11 protein-coding genes are annotated in these 15,386 nt (G+C 65.8%); 9 read left to right on the top strand and 2 right to left on the bottom strand.

Annotated elements, in window-relative coordinates; genetic code table 11:
* Nucleotides 1-70 precede the first annotated feature (70 nt).
* The 6 genes from ACZY0R_RS01990 to ACZY0R_RS01965 all read left to right on the top strand — a co-directional run bounded on the left by ACZY0R_RS01990 (nucleotide 71) and on the right by ACZY0R_RS01965 (nucleotide 9,302).
* Nucleotides 71-982: a LysR family transcriptional regulator gene (locus ACZY0R_RS01990; RefSeq protein ID WP_488856893.1), complete on the top strand. Its 912-nt coding sequence runs from the start codon at nucleotides 71-73 to the stop codon at nucleotides 980-982.
* Nucleotides 983-1,094: 112 nt separating this feature from the next.
* On the top strand, nucleotides 1,095-1,355 hold the full coding sequence (locus tag ACZY0R_RS01985; RefSeq protein ID WP_488856892.1) for a hypothetical protein: 261 nt from the start codon (nucleotides 1,095-1,097) through the stop codon (nucleotides 1,353-1,355).
* A 708-nt stretch (nucleotides 1,356-2,063) separates the two neighbouring features.
* The gene (gene oxlT / locus ACZY0R_RS01980) at nucleotides 2,064-3,380 is read left to right on the top strand and encodes an oxalate/formate MFS antiporter (RefSeq protein ID WP_488856891.1); all 1,317 of its coding nucleotides are present in this window, start codon (nucleotides 2,064-2,066) and stop codon (nucleotides 3,378-3,380) included.
* A 205-nt stretch (nucleotides 3,381-3,585) separates the two neighbouring features.
* Entirely contained in the window at nucleotides 3,586-5,295 is a 1,710-nt protein-coding gene (locus tag ACZY0R_RS01975; RefSeq protein WP_488856890.1) for an NADH-ubiquinone oxidoreductase-F iron-sulfur binding region domain-containing protein, read from the top strand.
* A 14-nt stretch (nucleotides 5,296-5,309) separates the two neighbouring features.
* Nucleotides 5,310-8,147, top strand: a complete 2,838-nt coding sequence (gene fdhF / locus ACZY0R_RS01970) for a formate dehydrogenase subunit alpha (protein WP_488856889.1) — start codon at nucleotides 5,310-5,312, stop codon at nucleotides 8,145-8,147.
* A 138-nt stretch (nucleotides 8,148-8,285) separates the two neighbouring features.
* Nucleotides 8,286-9,302, top strand: a complete 1,017-nt coding sequence (locus tag ACZY0R_RS01965; protein ID WP_488856888.1) for a zinc-binding alcohol dehydrogenase family protein — start codon at nucleotides 8,286-8,288, stop codon at nucleotides 9,300-9,302.
* 219 nt (nucleotides 9,303-9,521) lie between these two features.
* Here ACZY0R_RS01965 and ACZY0R_RS01960 read toward each other — a convergent pair whose 3' ends face one another.
* Together ACZY0R_RS01960 and ACZY0R_RS01955 are read right to left on the bottom strand one after the other, a co-directional pair.
* Nucleotides 9,522-10,430 (bottom strand): alpha/beta fold hydrolase, encoded by a 909-nt coding sequence (locus tag ACZY0R_RS01960; protein ID WP_488856887.1) that lies wholly within the window; start codon nucleotides 10,428-10,430, stop codon nucleotides 9,522-9,524.
* A gap of 258 nt (nucleotides 10,431-10,688) precedes the next feature.
* Nucleotides 10,689-11,297 (bottom strand): TetR/AcrR family transcriptional regulator, encoded by a 609-nt coding sequence (locus ACZY0R_RS01955; RefSeq protein WP_045236795.1) that lies wholly within the window; start codon nucleotides 11,295-11,297, stop codon nucleotides 10,689-10,691.
* Nucleotides 11,298-11,562: 265 nt separating this feature from the next.
* Between ACZY0R_RS01955 and ACZY0R_RS01950 the strand changes: the two genes are divergently transcribed.
* The 3 genes from ACZY0R_RS01950 to ACZY0R_RS01940 all read left to right on the top strand — a co-directional run bounded on the left by ACZY0R_RS01950 (nucleotide 11,563) and on the right by ACZY0R_RS01940 (nucleotide 15,376).
* Nucleotides 11,563-11,958 carry a helix-turn-helix domain-containing protein gene (locus tag ACZY0R_RS01950; RefSeq protein ID WP_081862071.1) on the top strand — a complete coding sequence of 132 codons (396 nt, stop codon included), beginning with the start codon at nucleotides 11,563-11,565 and terminating at the stop codon, nucleotides 11,956-11,958.
* A 600-nt stretch (nucleotides 11,959-12,558) separates the two neighbouring features.
* Nucleotides 12,559-13,518, top strand: coding sequence for an MBL fold metallo-hydrolase (locus ACZY0R_RS01945; protein WP_488856886.1), 960 nt, complete (start codon nucleotides 12,559-12,561; stop codon nucleotides 13,516-13,518).
* A 94-nt stretch (nucleotides 13,519-13,612) separates the two neighbouring features.
* Nucleotides 13,613-15,376, top strand: a complete 1,764-nt coding sequence (locus tag ACZY0R_RS01940; protein ID WP_488856885.1) for an FAD-dependent oxidoreductase — start codon at nucleotides 13,613-13,615, stop codon at nucleotides 15,374-15,376.
* Nucleotides 15,377-15,386: the final 10 nt, after the last annotated feature.

Raw genomic sequence — 15,386 nt, 5'->3', positions numbered from 1 at the left:
CCATCACGATGCGCCGCGCCGGGCAACGCAAGGCTGTTCGCCGCGCATCATGCATACAGAAGGGGTAATCATGAATATTTCGCTTCCGCAGTTGAAGGCCTTTGCCGCCGTGGCGCGACAGAAGAGCTTTACCCGCGCCGCAGCCGAGCTTGGACTCACGCAGTCCGCCATCAGCCGCAGCGTGCGCGAGCTGGAAGACGAGATCGACCAGCGGCTGTTCGACCGCACCACGCGCCAGGTCGAACTCACAGATGCCGGCGAGCACCTGTCGCAGCGCATCTGCCACCTGATCGAAGAAGTCGAGCAGACGCTGCGCGAGAGCCAGGGTACTGGCAAGCCGTGCCAGGGCACGGTCCAGATTGCGTCCGATCCGGTGTTGTCGTCGATGTCGCTGCCAGGCTGGCTGGCGGGTTGCCGCGCGGCATGGCCAGGGATTGGCATCTGCCTGAAGGACCGCTCGCATGAGTCCGTGCTGCAATGCGTGCGTAGCGGCGAGGTGGACTTCGGCATCTCCACCAATCCGGAGGCGGGCGGCGATCTTTATTGCGAAGCGCTGTGTTCGGATCCGTTTCATGCCGTGCTGCCGTCGCAGCATCCGCTTGCCTCGCGGGAGACGGTAGGGTGGGGCGATCTCAACGATGCCAATGTGTTGATGCTGGACCAGCACTCTGGGATCCAGCCGGCCGTGGAGCAGGCGTTTGGCGTTTATCACGTGCGGGCGGGGTCGCTGCAGGCGCTGGGGCATTTCGCTGCGATTTTCGGCATGGTGGCGCTGGGGCTGGGCATCGGGATCGTGCCGTCGCGGGCCAATTCGGCTGGCTTGAGCCCGGCTGCGGTGATGAGGCCATTGCGGCCGCAGGTCACGTCTTCGGTGATGCTGGTGCGGCGCAAGAGCCGTTCGCTCAAGCCTAATGCTGCCGCTATCTGGGATGCGCTGCGGGGGATGGAGTATGAGCAGGCGTTGGTGGCGCGGGTGGGGTAGGGCGAAGCGGCCGCCCCCTGCGGGTAGCGGCACAGGGACTGTTGCGGAGATGCAAAACTTTCATTGATATATTACATACAGGATATTTACACATAGTGCGCCGCAGCATATAATGAAAACTCCTACCCAACATCCTTACTGGAGTTTTCTGATGGACAGCGCTCTTCTTCTCGGTTTCGCCCTTGGCCTGGTTTCGCTTGGCGTCGGTGTTACCTTCCTGATCGCCACCCGCGTGCCGACCCTCGTGCTGGTCCGCGCCCAGGAGCACGGTCGATTTGCTGGCCTCGGCGCGTCGCAGGAAACTGCCGGTGTTGGCCGCGCCAGTCCCGCCGCAACCGGCGTGAGCGTGCAACCTCAGCTGGCCCGCGCCTGATGTTGGCGTGGTGTGATTGGCGGAGCCCGGCTGCCGATCGCTGCCACTACGCTTTGGTTGAGGCCCTACCCGCCAAGTAAGCCTTTTGGCTTGTCTGCAGAGCCACCCCGGGTTCCGTTTTCCACTTTGTTCGGTCCGATGTCCTGGCGTGCCGGTTGGTTGCGACCGCCGCTACTTGCGCACTGGTCTGAACGCAGCCTGTGCTACAGGCACGCGTATGCATCAAGCTTGCGCCTCTCCGCTCTTCTTTCCTGAAGAGCCAGACATTCAGCACATTCACCCGTTCGCCAGCCTGACTTTATCTAGGGACTTTCCCGAGGGTGGGTCTTGATGCTTTGGGCCCGAGCACTCTGCACGCCCCGTTTCCGATTGCGATTACCGCTATTCCCCACGCCCCATTGATGTGGGGCGGCGCTCTAAGTCATTGATCCGTCAGCAGGCCATCCTGGCGTGGCCGCCTGCTTTGATGCGCGTGGCGCACGAGTAACCTGCGTGCCGCTTTCTGGTGCGCCGCCGCGGCGCTTGCCACACGATTTCAGTGGATTCCGAGTCGCCTAAAAGCGTCTTGACTATATTGATATATCACATACTGTATAGCACTGAAACGACCGCAGTATCTGGGATGGCGCACAGGAGCGCCATCCCGAAGAGGTGTCCGAAGACGCCCTTTCCACATAAGGCGGCCCTGCCCGCCGTAAGGAGACACCAATGGAACATCAGCAAAACGCGCCCGAATCACGCTTTGCCTCACCTTGGGTACAGCTCGTTTTTGGCGTGATCTGCATGGCGATGATCGCCAATATGCAGTACGGCTGGACGCTGTTCGTCAATCCGATCGACGACAAGTACCACTGGGGCCGCACCGCGATCCAGGTGGCATTCACCATCTTCGTCGTCACCGAAACCTGGCTGGTGCCGATCGAGGGCTACCTGGTCGACAAGTACGGCCCGCGTCCCGTGGTGGTGGGTGGCGGCCTGCTGTGCGCGATTGCGTGGGCGCTGAACTCCGTGGCTTCGTCGCTGCCGATGCTTTACTTCGCGGCGGCGGTTGGCGGGGTAGGGGCGGGCGCGGTCTATGGCACCTGCGTGGGCAACGCGCTCAAGTGGTTCCCCAACCGGCGCGGGCTGGCAGCGGGGATCACCGCTGCCGGCTTTGGCGCGGGCTCGGCGCTCACCGTGGTGCCGATCGCCAACATGATCAAGAGCAGCGGCTATGAGGCCACCTTCCTGTGGTTCGGGCTGGGCCAGGGCCTGATCGTGTTCTTCCTGGGCATGGCGCTCTATCCGCCTTCGGCCAAGGTGCTGAACCAGGTCACGAGCGCGGTCAAGACCGCCGCCTACAACGCCTCGCCGCGCCAGGTCCTGTCGTCGCCGATCTTCTGGGTGATGTACGCCATGTTCGTGATGATGGCGGCTGGCGGCCTGATGGCTACCGCGCAGCTCGGCCCGATCGCCAAGGACTTCGGGCTGGATGGCGTGCCGGTTTCGCTGCTCGGCCTCACGCTGCCGGCCCTGACCTTTGCCCTGACCATCGACCGCGTGCTCAATGGCCTGACCCGTCCGTTCTTCGGCTGGATCTCGGACAACATCGGCCGCGAGAACACCATGTGCCTGGCCTTTGCCGTCGAAGCGGTCGGCATCCTGCTGCTGGCCAGGTACGGGCAGGATCCCATCGCATTCGTGGTACTGACCGGCGCCGTGTTCTTCGCCTGGGGTGAAATCTACAGCCTGTTCCCGGCGACCTGCGGCGATACCTTCGGTCCCAAGTTCGCTGCCACCAATGCCGGGCTGCTATACACCGCCAAGGGCACGGCGGCGCTGCTGGTGCCGTTCTCCAGCGTCATCACCGCCGCCACCGGCGACTGGCACGCGGTCTTCATGCTTGCGTCCGGCATGGCAGGGCTGTCCGCCTTTCTCGCCCTGTTCGTGCTCAAGCCGATGCGGCAGGCGCACGCCCGGAAGTACGTGCATGCCAATACCGCGGCGCCGATGGGATACCGCGCGGTGCCGGAGGACCTCACCTGAGAGGCGCGTTGGGCCGGCTGTAGCTTGCCTGCGCGTGGCGGGAATAGGGATATGATCGAAGGCGACGTCCCGCCCGCCCCGCCGGAACCCGGCAGCGCGGCTGCCGGGCGGGCACGGCAAGATAAAACCAGAGCGGCGGGCAAGCGTGTCAAGCGCTTGCCCAACTGCCATTCGGCACCCACGAGCGACAGTCACCGAGATTGCCATGAACCAGGTCGTCATTCCCATCGCGGTCCAGGATATCGGCAAGCAGCGCAAGCGCCGCCAACCCAAGGGGCGGCAGGCCGATCCGGCCGCGCTGGCTGAGGTGAGAGCCTTGCTGGGCGATGCCTCCCGCCGGCGCGACCTGCTGATCGAACACCTGCACGCCATCAACGACCATTACGGCCAGCTCGCCATCCCGCACCTGGTGGCACTGGCGCACGAGATGCGGCTGTCGCAGGCCGAGGTCTACGAGGTCGCCACTTTCTATCACCACTTCGACGTGGTGCGCGAGGATCCGGATGGCGCGATCCGGCCGCCGGCGGCCGTGACGGTGCGCGTGTGCGAAGGCATCGCCTGCGAGCTTGCGGGTGCCCGCGACCTGCTCGCCAGGTTGCCGGCCCTGCTGGGCAGCGAGGTCAGGATCGTGGCGGCGCCGTGCATCGGCCGGTGCGAGCGCGCGCCCGCGGCGCTGGTCGGACAGAATCCCGTCGATTTCGCCAGCGCGCCAGCCATTGCCGGCACGGTGGCCGCGCGCGCCGTGCGGCATGAACCGGAAGCCTATCTGGGCTACGACGACTATCGCGCGCAGGGCGGCTACCAGTTGCTGCGGGACTTGGCCGCGGGCGAGCGCGATTGCGAATCCGTGCTTCGCACGATGGAGGATTCCGGCCTGCGCGGGCTGGGCGGCGCGGGTTTCCCCACCGGGCGCAAATGGCGCATCGTGATGGCCGAGGCGGCGCCGCGCCTGATGGTGGTCAACCTGGACGAGGGCGAGCCAGGTACCTTCAAGGATCGCGTCTACCTGGAGCGGGATCCGCATCGCTTCCTGGAAGGCATGCTGATCGCCGCCGCAGTGACGCAGGTCTCGGCGATCTACCTCTACCTTCGCGACGAGTATGCCGGTTGCCGGGCGGTGCTTGGTGAGGAACTGCGCCGCCTGCATGCCGATCCGCCGGTGCCGGGTTTGCCTGAAATCCAGCTGCGCCGCGGCGCCGGTGCGTATATCTGCGGCGAAGAGTCGGCCATGATCGAATCGATCGAAGGCAAGCGCGGCATGCCCAGGCTGCGTCCGCCTTACGTGGCGCAGGTCGGCCTGTTCGGCCGGCCCACGCTGGAGCACAACTTCGAGACGCTCTACTGGGTGCGCGAGCTCCTGGAGAAGGGCGCGGAATGGTTCTCCGCGCAGGGGCGCAATGGCCGGCATGGCCTGCGCTCCTTTTCGGTGTCGGGGCGGGTGAGGCGGCCGGGCGTGCATCTGGCGCCGGCGGGCATCACCGTGAGGGAACTGATCGAGGAGTACTGCGGCGGCATGCAGGACGGCCACGCTTTCTACGGCTACCTGCCGGGCGGCGCCTCCGGCGGCATCTTGCCGGCGTCGCTGGGCGACATCCCGCTGGATTTCGATACGCTGCAGCCCTACGGCTGCTTTATCGGCTCAGCCGCTATCGTGGTGTTCTCCGAGCAGGACAGCGCCATTGCCGTGGCGCGCAACCTGATGCATTTCTTCAAGCACGAATCCTGTGGCCAGTGCACGCCATGCCGCGTGGGCACCACCAAGGCGCTGGATGTGATCGGGCAGCCGAAGTGGGACCTGGCCGCGCTGGCGGACCTGTCCGCGGTGATGCGCGACGCCTCGATCTGTGGGCTGGGGCAGGCCGCGCCCAACCCGGTGGACTGCGTGATCAAGTATTTCCCCCAGGAACTGGCCTGAGCCGCGAGGACGATATGAATGCACTGACCCGCGCCGAACGTGCGCAAGTCGAAGCCTCCTCCGGCACCACGGTGACGTTCCGCCTGAATGGCCGGGAAGTTTCCGCAAGGCCCGGCGAGAGCCTGCTCAAGGTGGCGCAGCGCGAGGGCTTTGACGTGCCGCACCTGTGCTACAAGGACGGCCTGGACGCCGCCGGCAACTGCCGCGCCTGCATGGTGGAGATCAAGGGCGAGCGCGTGCTGGCGCCGTCCTGCTGCCGTTACCCGGCTCAGGGCATGGACGTCGAGACCGGCTCGGAGCGCGCGGTGCGCGCGCAGCGCATGGTGCTGGAGTTGCTGCAGTCCGATATGCCCGAAGCGCACTACACGCGCAACAACGAACTGGACCAGTGGTCCGCGCGGCTGGCAGTCGGAAAGCCGCGCTTTGCGCCGCGCGCCGCGGTGCCGGCGGACTTGTCCCATCCGGCCATCGCCGTCAATCTCGATGCCTGCATCCAGTGCACCCGCTGCGTGCGCGCCTGCCGCGACGAGCAGGTCAACGATGTGATCGGCCTGGCCTTTCGCGGCGATCACGCCGCGATTGTGTTCGACATGGAAGATCCGATGGGCGCTTCCACCTGCGTGGCCTGCGGGGAGTGCGTGCAGGCCTGTCCGACCGGCGCGCTGATGCCCGCGCGCGACGCGGCGCTGCCGGTGCCGGATCGCCAGGTGGAGTCGGTCTGCCCGTATTGCGGCGTGGGCTGCCAGCTCACCTACAACGTCAAGGACAACCGCATCCTGTTTGTCGAGGGACGCGACGGCCCGGCCAACCAGAAGCGCCTGTGCGTGAAAGGCCGTTACGGTTTCGATTACGCGCAGCATCCGCACCGGCTCACCGTGCCGCTGGTGCGGCGCGAGGGTGTCCCCAAGCGCGGCGATTTCGTGATGGACCCCGAACGCGTGATGGACGTATTCCGCGAAGCCAGCTGGGAAGAGGCGCTCGCGCTCGCGAGCGGCAAGCTGGCCGGCATTCGCGATACGCACGGCAAGCGCGCGCTGGCCGGCTTCGGTTCCGCCAAGGGCAGCAACGAAGAGGCTTACCTGTTCCAGAAGCTGGTGCGCACCGGCTTCGGCAGCAATAACGTGGACCATTGCACGCGGCTTTGCCATGCCTCGTCGGTGGCGGCGCTGCTTGAAGGGATCGGCTCGGGCGCGGTGTCCAACCCGGTGATGGATGTGGCCCGCGCCGAGGTAGTGATCGTGATCGGCGCCAATCCCTCCGTCAATCATCCGGTGGCGGCGAGCTGGATCAAGAACGCGGTGAAAAACGGCACCAGGCTGATCGTGGCCGATCCGCGCCGCTCCGACCTGGCCCGCTTCGCCCATCGTTTCCTGCAATTCCAGCCCGATACCGACGTGGCGCTGCTCAACGCGATGATGCATGTGATCGTGGATGAAGGACTGGTCGACAAGGCGTTCATCGCCAGCCGCACCATCGGCTACGACGAACTGCTGCGCAACGTGGCCGCCTACAGCCCGGAGGCGATGGCGCCCATCTGCGGCATCGATGCCGACACCATCCGTTATGTGGCGCGCATGTATGCCACTGCCAAAGCCTCGATGATCCTCTGGGGGATGGGCATCTCCCAGCACGTGCACGGCACCGACAATGCCCGTTGCCTGATCGCGCTGGCGCTGATGACGGGGCAGATCGGCCGGCCGGGCACGGGGCTGCATCCGCTGCGCGGGCAGAACAACGTGCAGGGCGCCTCGGACGCCGGCCTGATCCCGATGATGTACCCGGACTACCGGCGCGTCGACGATCCCGAGGCCATTACCCGTTTCGAGTCGCTGTGGGGCATGCCGCTGGACCACCAGCCGGGGCTGACCGTTGTCGAAGTCATGCAGGCCATCGAGCGCGGCGAAGTGCGCGGCATGTACATCATGGGCGAGAACCCGGCCATGTCCGATCCCGACGCCCGCCATGCGCGCGAGGCGCTGGCGGCGCTGGACCACCTGGTGGTGCAGGATATCTTCCTGACGGAGACGGCCTACCTGGCCGACGTGGTGCTGCCGGCATCGGCGTTTCCGGAAAAAACCGGCACTTTTACCAACACGGACCGCACCGTGCAGCTCGGGCGCCAGGCGATCGATCCGCCAGGGCAGGCGCGCCAGGACCTGTGGATCATCCAGCAGATGGCGGCCAGGCTTGGGCTGGACTGGCCGTACGCGAGCGTGGCCGATGTGTTCGATGAGATGCGCCACGCCATGCCCAGCATCGGCGGCATTACCTGGGAGCGCCTGCAGCGCGAGAACGCGGTGACCTACCCCTGCCGTGCCGAAGGCGATCCCGGCGAGCCCGTGATCTTCACCGACGCGTTTCCCACCGCGACGGGCAAGGCCCGCTTCGTGCCCGCCGACATCATTCCCGCCGCCGAGCGGCCCGACGAGGAATACCCGACGGTGCTGATCACCGGGCGGCAACTGGAGCACTGGCACACCGGCAGCATGACGCGGCGCGCCGGCGTGCTGGACGCGATCGAGCCGGAACCGGTGGCGCTGGTGCATCCGCTCGACCTCGCCGCGCTCGGCGGCCAGCCCGGCGACCTGGTGACGCTGGCTTCGCGCCGGGGGCAGGTATCGCTGTTCGCGCGGGCGGACGATGGCACCCCGCGCGGTGCCGTGTTCGTGCCGTTCTGCTACTACGAGGCCGCCATCAACAAACTCACCAATGCGGCGCTGGATCCTTTCGGCAAGATCCCGGAGTTCAAGTACTGCGCGATCCGGATGACGCTGGGCGGAGAGATGCCGCGGCAGTCCAGCTACGGAGGCGGGCAGATCCTGGCGGGGACGATTCCGGGGATGACGCGATAGGGCGACGCCTTGCCATTTTCCGGATTTTCGGGAAATTGATTGTTGTATTTTCCGGCTAATCAATGCGGGCAGACAGGACTACGCTATGGTCATGGCGCGGTCCCGCGCCGCCGAGAACCTGCTCGATGGAGCCCTGCAATGAAAGCTGTTGGCCTGACCCGTTATCTTCCGATCGACGATCCGCAATCCCTGGTCGATGTCGAGATCGCAACCCCCGTGCCCGAAGGCCGTGACCTGTTGGTCAAGGTGGCGGCGATTTCAGTCAATCCCGTGGATACCAAGGTACGGGCCCCGAAAGACAAGGTGGAGCCCGCCGTGCGCGTCCTGGGGTGGGATGCCGCCGGCACGGTCGCCGCGGTCGGGCCGGATGTGACGCTGTTCGAGGCGGGCGATCCAGTCTTCTACGCCGGCAGCATTACCCGGCCCGGCGCCAATAGCGAGTTCCACCTCGTCGACGAGCGCATCGTCGGCCATAAGCCCGCCTCGCTAGGCTTTGCCCACGCCGCCGCCTTGCCGCTGACCGCGATCACGGCCTGGGAAGCCTTGTTCGATCGCCTGGGTGTGTCGCCCCGGGGCGAGCACGCGGGGCGTTCCGTGCTCGTAATCGGCGGGGCAGGGGGCGTGGGCTCCATCGGCATCCAGTTGGCCAAGACCCTGGCGGGGCTGACCGTCATCGCCACAGCGTCGCGGCCCGAGTCGGCCGCCTGGTGCCGCAGGCTCGGTGCCGACCACACCATCGACCATCGCGGCGACATGCCGGCGCAACTGCGCAGCCTCGGGTTTGCCGAAGTCGATTACATCCTTTGCTTCAACGATACCGACCGCCACTTTGGCGCCATGGCAAGCGTGATCGCCCCGCAAGGCAAGATCTGCTCGATCGTGGAGAACAACGGCGAACTGGCCGTGGGCGACCTGAAGAGCAAGAGCGCCACGTTTGTGTGGGAGTTCATGTTCACCCGCTCGATGTTCGGCATGCCGGACATGGTCGAGCAGCACCGCCTGCTTAACGAGGTAGCGCGGCTGGTCGATGGCGGCCAGCTGGAGACCACGCTGGGGGAACACCTCGGGCGTATCGATGCGGCCAACCTGCGCCGGGCCCACGCCATCCTGGAGAGCGGGCAGACGATAGGCAAGCTGGTGCTGGAAGGGTTCTGAGGCGAGGCTGGCGGGCGGAATGCCCGGCAACCGGGAACTGGCCGGCACGCCCTGGCGCGCAGGCCAGTATTTTTTCTCTAATAAGCAATTAACCGCCAGAAAATTCCCCCAACCACCAATGGTGGGTATGTGGCGTGCCACATACCCACTTGGCTGGCAGGATTGCGGCGCCGAATTGCCGAGGCGGGTAAGTTTCGCGCGAGTCTGGCCGGTCCAGACTCAGGCATGGACCTCGACCTGGGCCATGCGCGTTGGCACACCGCGGGACAATGTGCCGGCAGCGCCGCCGATGAACGCCACGGTGCGCGCGATTACCGCTGCGTCATGCAGCACGCGGCGATGCCCGAGTCCGTCCGTGGTTATCAGTTGCGCACCGGGCCAGGCGCCGGCAATCGCTGCACCGTTTTCCCAACCCACTTCCTTGTCCTGGCGGTCGTGGATCACCAGGGTCGGCGGTACCGGCAGGGCGTTGCCGAGCGCCGGGACGTTGAAGGCGGACCACGGCATGCCCAGCCAACGCTCGCTGCTGCGCTGCATGCGGGCGAGCACACCTGGGCCAATGCCCAACTGCCAGGCCAAGGCCGCGGCGGCGTTGTGCATATCCGCCGGCGGGCCGATCATCACGGCAGCCTGCAGGTACAGGCCTTCGCGCACGGCCAGCGCCAGTGCGGCGCTGCCGAGCGAATGCGCGATCACGGCGTGGACCGGTCCGGCGTGCCACGCCGTGGCCAGCAGCGCGCGCGACATTTCCACGACGGAGCTCTGGCCGGTGCCACGCGCGCCCGCGTCGGAGCCGCCGTGCGATAGCGCGTCGAAGGCCACCACGCGCATGCCTGCGGCCAGCAGCGGCGCGACCAGGGGCTGCCATTGCGCCGCATGGCCGCCCCAGCCGTGGGCCAGCAACACCGTCGGGCCCTCGCTGCCCCAGCGATAGACACGCACACGCCGGCTCGCTCCCTGGCCGGTCACCAATGCCCAGTCAACGCGGGCACGGGCAAGCAACTCCCGGCCCGCGCCGTCGGGGCCTTTGCCATGGGGTGGGCGGAACCAGGCGCGTTCCAGCGCGCGCGCGGCGCCAGCGGGGTAGAGGAGGCCGGCCAGTTGCCAGCCAAGGCGGGCCCAGCGCATTGGGGTTCTCTGTACCGGCGCGGCTTGCCGGGTTTTCGTGGATGGGTAAGTCGCTTGCGTCACGGCGGGTACCTCCAGCAAAAATTTACAATGTCCTGAGCAGGGTCTGCGGTTTCGGGGGCCATGGCATCCGATAAGACCGACCAGTCGTGCTATTTTTTATTTCAAAAAAAGACGACGTCCGGTCGTCCCGTATTTCGCCCTGATTTATCTCATGCAGCGTCGCGGCGTCTCGCAGGCGTTCCCGTAAGTGCCGCGCTACTTGCGCTCCGGTTGCGCCACCTCGGCACGCCTGAGCAGGGCTTCGAAGGCGCGGCGCGCCATGATTTCGGTGTCCTCACGGCCCAGCAGCTTGAAAGACTGCTGAAACGACATGCCGATGCCGACCATCTCGAAGGCGAACTGCCGCGCGTCTTGCGCGGGGGAAAGGTCGCCTTCCTCGATGGCGTCGGTCACGGCCCGGGCAATGAGGCTGTGCCAGTCCTTCAGCGACTGCACCACCTGATCCCTGATGGTGCCTGGGCGGTCGCGGTATTCCTGGCCCAGCGCCATGAACAGGCAGCGGCCCCTGTTGACGGGTCCGCCAAGCCAGTGCATGTAGCCTTCGAATAGGGCTTGCACCCGTCGCGTGCCCCTCGGCTGGCGCATGGCCGGCCGGATGACGACGTCGGAGAAACGCTCGAGGGCCAACCCCAGGACGGCTTCCTGCAATGCCTCCTTGGACTTGAAGTGGGCATACAACCCACTTTTCGACATACTGGTGTCGGCCGCCAGCGTGGCGAGCGACAACTGCTCGAACCCGACCTGCGCGGCCGTGTCCAGGGCTTGCTCGATGATGGCTGTGCGGGTGAGTTGACCTTTTTGCATTCGACGAGAATAGCACGACCGGTCGGTTTGTCAATATTGTGTTAGTGCGCTCTCGTCAACCTAAATCCCGGCCGTCCGTTATGTCACCACGGAGGCAGATAATTGTGCTTTATTGGACCTATTGACAGGCGTGGATACGCCTGCTTCGGGTACTCTCAAGAAATCTGCACAAAGTGTTGCGCTGATTACATACGGAACGCTTTGCGTGCTCTATACTCGAATGCACGTCCGCGCACTTTTTTTTCACTGGTGACTGGAGACCGACATGAACAGTACAGCCGTGCCTAGAGGCGCTAGCGAACCGTTCCGGCAACTGCGGGCGTTGCGCCGAGCGCGAAAGCTCAAGCAGGAAGACGTCGCCCGTAAGGCCGGGATCTCCCGGGAAGCTTACTTGCGGGCCGAATCGGGTCAAGCCGACCCCCGCATGTCGACTTTCCTAGCGGCTTGCGAGGCGCTGGGCCTGGAAGTGGTGCTGGCTCCCCAGCATCTTGCAGCAGACGTCAACGCATTTATTGCCAGCCGCAATGGCGGCGTCACGGCCGCTTCCATGGCCGGACAGGCGCCTGCCGCGACACCCACCGCCGCCACCAGCCCTGCACCGGCCACCCCGGTCAGCACGGGCTTCGCGTCGGGCCCGGGCGAAGGTCACAAGCCAGCCTGAGTGTTTGTGCTGGTCCCGCTTTCGGGACGGGCCGGCGCACGCTTGCCATACCTTCAGCGGGCACACCCCCATGTGCCCGCTGAAGGAGTTTTGCCCGCCAGCCTGGCATGGCCTGGTGCCATGCCAGGCTGGCTGACGCTTGCCCTCTTTTGACGGCTTCGGCCCCTGCGCCGTGGCTGGCCTGCCTGCTATTGCCCGCCGCCCTCGCGGCGTTTTCCCCGTGTTCTCCATATGCGCCTGAGCATCTCCGCGCAGCGCCTCGTCATGTGCTGTCTCGTGTCGCGTCATGCTCCCGTCGCTGTATTTCACGCCTAACCTAGAAGCCTGAGCCATCCGGGTTTCGCGGCCGTCAGCCGGTCTGCGAGCAGGATGCGGGTTTGACACGTCCGCAGGCTGGGATTACGATATGGTAAATGAATTACGGATTGTGTAATTTCGAGTGATGCTACCAGCCCGCCAGAATGCTGGAAGCGCACCGGCGGTGTGATTCACCGGGCGCCACTGTCCCCTGCGGTGCTGCCTGCCTGCCGGCTGGCGGCAAGGCGGCACTGCATCCCGTCAGGCGCCGGTTCCACTAGAAAGAACGAGACAGGAGCAGCCATGAGCAAGGCCTTTGCATCGCAGGCGGATCTGCAGGAAAAGCAGGTCACCTTCACCAAACTGTCGGAGAACGCTTACGCGTATACCGCGGAAGGCGACCCGAATTCCGGCGTGATCATCGGCGACGACAGCGTGCTGATCGTGGACACAACCGCTACGCCGGCAATGGCGCAGGACCTGATTGCCCGCATCCGCGCCGTTACCGACAAGCCCATCAAGCATGTGGTGCTGTCGCACTATCACGCAGTGCGGGTGCTGGGCGCTTCGGCTTACTTCAGGGAAGGTGCGCAAAACGTGATCGCCAGCCGCGGTACCTACGAGATGATCGTGGAGCGCGGCGAAGACGACATGAAGTCCGAGATTGAGCGTTTCCCGCGCCTGTTCGCGGGTGTCGAGACCGTGCCTGGACTGACCTGGCCCAACGTGGTGTTCGAGCGCGAGCTGACGCTGTACCTGGGCACGCTCGAAGTCAAGGTCATGCACCTCGGAGCCGGTCACACCAAAGGCGATACCGTGGTGTGGATTCCGTCGCAGAAGATCCTGTTTTCCGGCGACCTCGTCGAGTACGACGCAGCCTGCTATTGCGGCGACGCGCAGCTCGAGGAATGGCCGGCTACGCTGGAAGCGCTGCGCGCACTGGACCCGGTGGCGCTGATCCCCGGCCGTGGCCCGGCGCTGACCGATCCCGAACTGGTGGGGCGCGGCCTGGACTATACGCGCGACTTCGTCAGCACGCTGCTGCAGCGAGGCAAGGAAGCCGTGGCGCAGAAGCTCGACCTGAAGGGCGCCATGGCGCATACCCGCGCTGCGATGGACGAGAAGTTCGGGCAGGTCTTTATCTACGAGCACTGCCTGCCCTTTGACGTGGCGCGTGCCTACGACGAGGCCAGCGGCATCAAGCATCCGCGTATCTGGACCGCGCAGCGTGACAAGGATATGTGGGCGGCGCTGCAGGAGTAGCGCGCGGCCGGGGGATGGCATGCCGGCAGTGCGGCCACCCGCTGCGTTGCCAAGAGAACCGCGCCAGCGGTCATGGCTGGAGGATGGAGACAAGATGGAAACCAATTACCAGGCCTGTACCTTTGCGTACCAGCCTTGCGCAGAGCAGAGTGCGCCGCGGCCAAGTGCCGGTGGCCATCCGGTCCATCCCGTCGTGGTGATCGGGGCCGGCCCGGTCGGGTTGGCCACGGCAGTCGACCTGGCCCAGCAGGGTGTGCCTGTCGTGCTGCTAGACGACGACTGCACGCTGTCCGCTGGTTCTCGTGCGATCTGCTTCGCCAAGCGCACGCTGGAAATCTTCGACCGCCTAGGTTGCGGCCAGCGCATGGTGGACAAGGGCGTGAGCTGGAACGTCGGCAAGATCTTCTTCGACCGGGAGCTGGTCTACAGCTTCGACCTGCTGCCCGAGCGCGGGCATGGCAGGCCGGCCTTTATCAACCTGCAGCAATACTATGTGGAAGGTTTTCTGGTGGAGCGCGCGGCCGAACTGGCCAATCTGGCGATCCGCTGGAAGCATCGCGTGGCGGGCCTCACGCAAGATGGCGACGTGGTGATGCTGGATGTGGAAACGCCCGATGGCAACTATGCCCTGCAGGCCCGCTACGTGGTGGTGGCCGACGGCGCACGCAGCCCGGTCCGCCATGCGATGGGCCTGGAAAGCAAGGGGCGCGTCTTCCATGACCGCTTCCTGATTGCCGATGTGAAGATGGCGGCGCCCTTCCCGAGCGAGCGCTGGTTCTGGTTCGATCCGCCGTTCAACCGCAACCAGTCGGTGCTGGTGCATCGACAGCCGGACAATGTCTGGCGCATCGATTTCCAGCTTGGCTGGGACGCCGATCCCGAGCTGGAAAAGCAGCCGGAACGGGTGATCCCCCGCATCCAGGCGTTGCTGGGAGATGGTGTTGAATTTGCACTGGAGTGGGTCAGTGTCTATACCTTCTCCTGCCAGCGCATGGATAGCTTCCGCCATGGCCGCGTGCTGTTCGCGGGCGATGCCGCGCACCGCGTTTCCCCCTTCGGGGCGCGTGGCGCCAACAGCGGCGTGCAGGATGCGGAAAACCTCGCCTGGAAGCTCGGGCTGGTGCTGGCGGGCAGCGCGCCGGATGCCTTGCTGGATAGCTACGCCAGCGAGCGCGAGCACGCCGCCGACGAGAATATCCGCCACTCGACTCGCTCTACCGATTTCATCACGCCCAAGACACCCGTAAGCCGCGTCTTCCGCGACGCCGTGCTGACGCTGGCGCGGCAGCATGGTTTTGCCCGCCAGCTCGTCAACAGCGGGCGGCTGTCGGTGCCGGCGGTGTTGCACGCGTCCCTGCTCAATACGCCGGATGCGGCCGACGAGCAGGGCGAGGCGAAGTTCACGGGGCTGATGGTGCCAGGCACGTCGTGCGCCGATGCGCCGGTGAAGGTGGACGGCCAGGCCGCGTGGCTTTTGCGTCAGCTGGGCAGCCAGTTCACCGCCATGGTCTTCGCGGACGCGGGCGCTTTGCCGGCACCGGCGCTGACCGCCTTGCAGGCGCTGGCTTGCGGACCGGTCCGGCTGGCAGTGCTGTGCGTGGTCCCGGCAGGTGGCGGCGAGACGCCCGGCGCACCCGCCGGCGTACGCTTGATTGAAGACAGCGAAGGCCTGCTGGCGCGCCGCTACGACGGGCGGCCGGGCACGGTTTACCTGCTGCGGCCTGACCAGCACGTATGCGCGCGCTGGCGGGGATTCGATGCCGGCCGCGTGCAAGCCGCGCTGCGGCGGGCGCTCGGCTGGCAGGAAGACGGCGCCGCCGGTGACGAACGTATTGCCGCGGCCACGGCCGTGGCCTGAGACGTTAGGG

Source organism: Cupriavidus sp. F041, from assembly GCF_057814235.1.
This window is presented reverse-complemented; position numbering and strand designations above follow the sequence as displayed.

Bases quoted from the DNA above. Each gene is read 5' to 3' on its own strand.
- ACZY0R_RS01990 (WP_488856893.1), top strand. From the start codon at position 71: ATGAATATTTCGCTTCCGCAGTTGAAGGCCTTTGCCGCCGTGGCGCGA.
- ACZY0R_RS01950 (WP_081862071.1), top strand. From the start codon at position 11,563: ATGAACAGTACAGCCGTGCCTAGAGGCGCTAGCGAACCGTTCCGGCAA.
- ACZY0R_RS01960 (WP_488856887.1), bottom strand. From the start codon at position 10,430: ATGCGCTGGGCCCGCCTTGGCTGGCAACTGGCCGGCCTCCTCTACCCC.
- ACZY0R_RS01955 (WP_045236795.1), bottom strand. From the start codon at position 11,297: ATGCAAAAAGGTCAACTCACCCGCACAGCCATCATCGAGCAAGCCCTG.
- fdhF (WP_488856889.1), top strand. From the start codon at position 5,310: ATGAATGCACTGACCCGCGCCGAACGTGCGCAAGTCGAAGCCTCCTCC.
- ACZY0R_RS01985 (WP_488856892.1), top strand. From the start codon at position 1,095: ATGAAAACTCCTACCCAACATCCTTACTGGAGTTTTCTGATGGACAGC.
- ACZY0R_RS01975 (WP_488856890.1), top strand. From the start codon at position 3,586: ATGAACCAGGTCGTCATTCCCATCGCGGTCCAGGATATCGGCAAGCAG.
- ACZY0R_RS01945 (WP_488856886.1), top strand. From the start codon at position 12,559: ATGAGCAAGGCCTTTGCATCGCAGGCGGATCTGCAGGAAAAGCAGGTC.
- ACZY0R_RS01965 (WP_488856888.1), top strand. From the start codon at position 8,286: ATGAAAGCTGTTGGCCTGACCCGTTATCTTCCGATCGACGATCCGCAA.
- ACZY0R_RS01940 (WP_488856885.1), top strand. From the start codon at position 13,613: ATGGAAACCAATTACCAGGCCTGTACCTTTGCGTACCAGCCTTGCGCA.
- oxlT (WP_488856891.1), top strand. From the start codon at position 2,064: ATGGAACATCAGCAAAACGCGCCCGAATCACGCTTTGCCTCACCTTGG.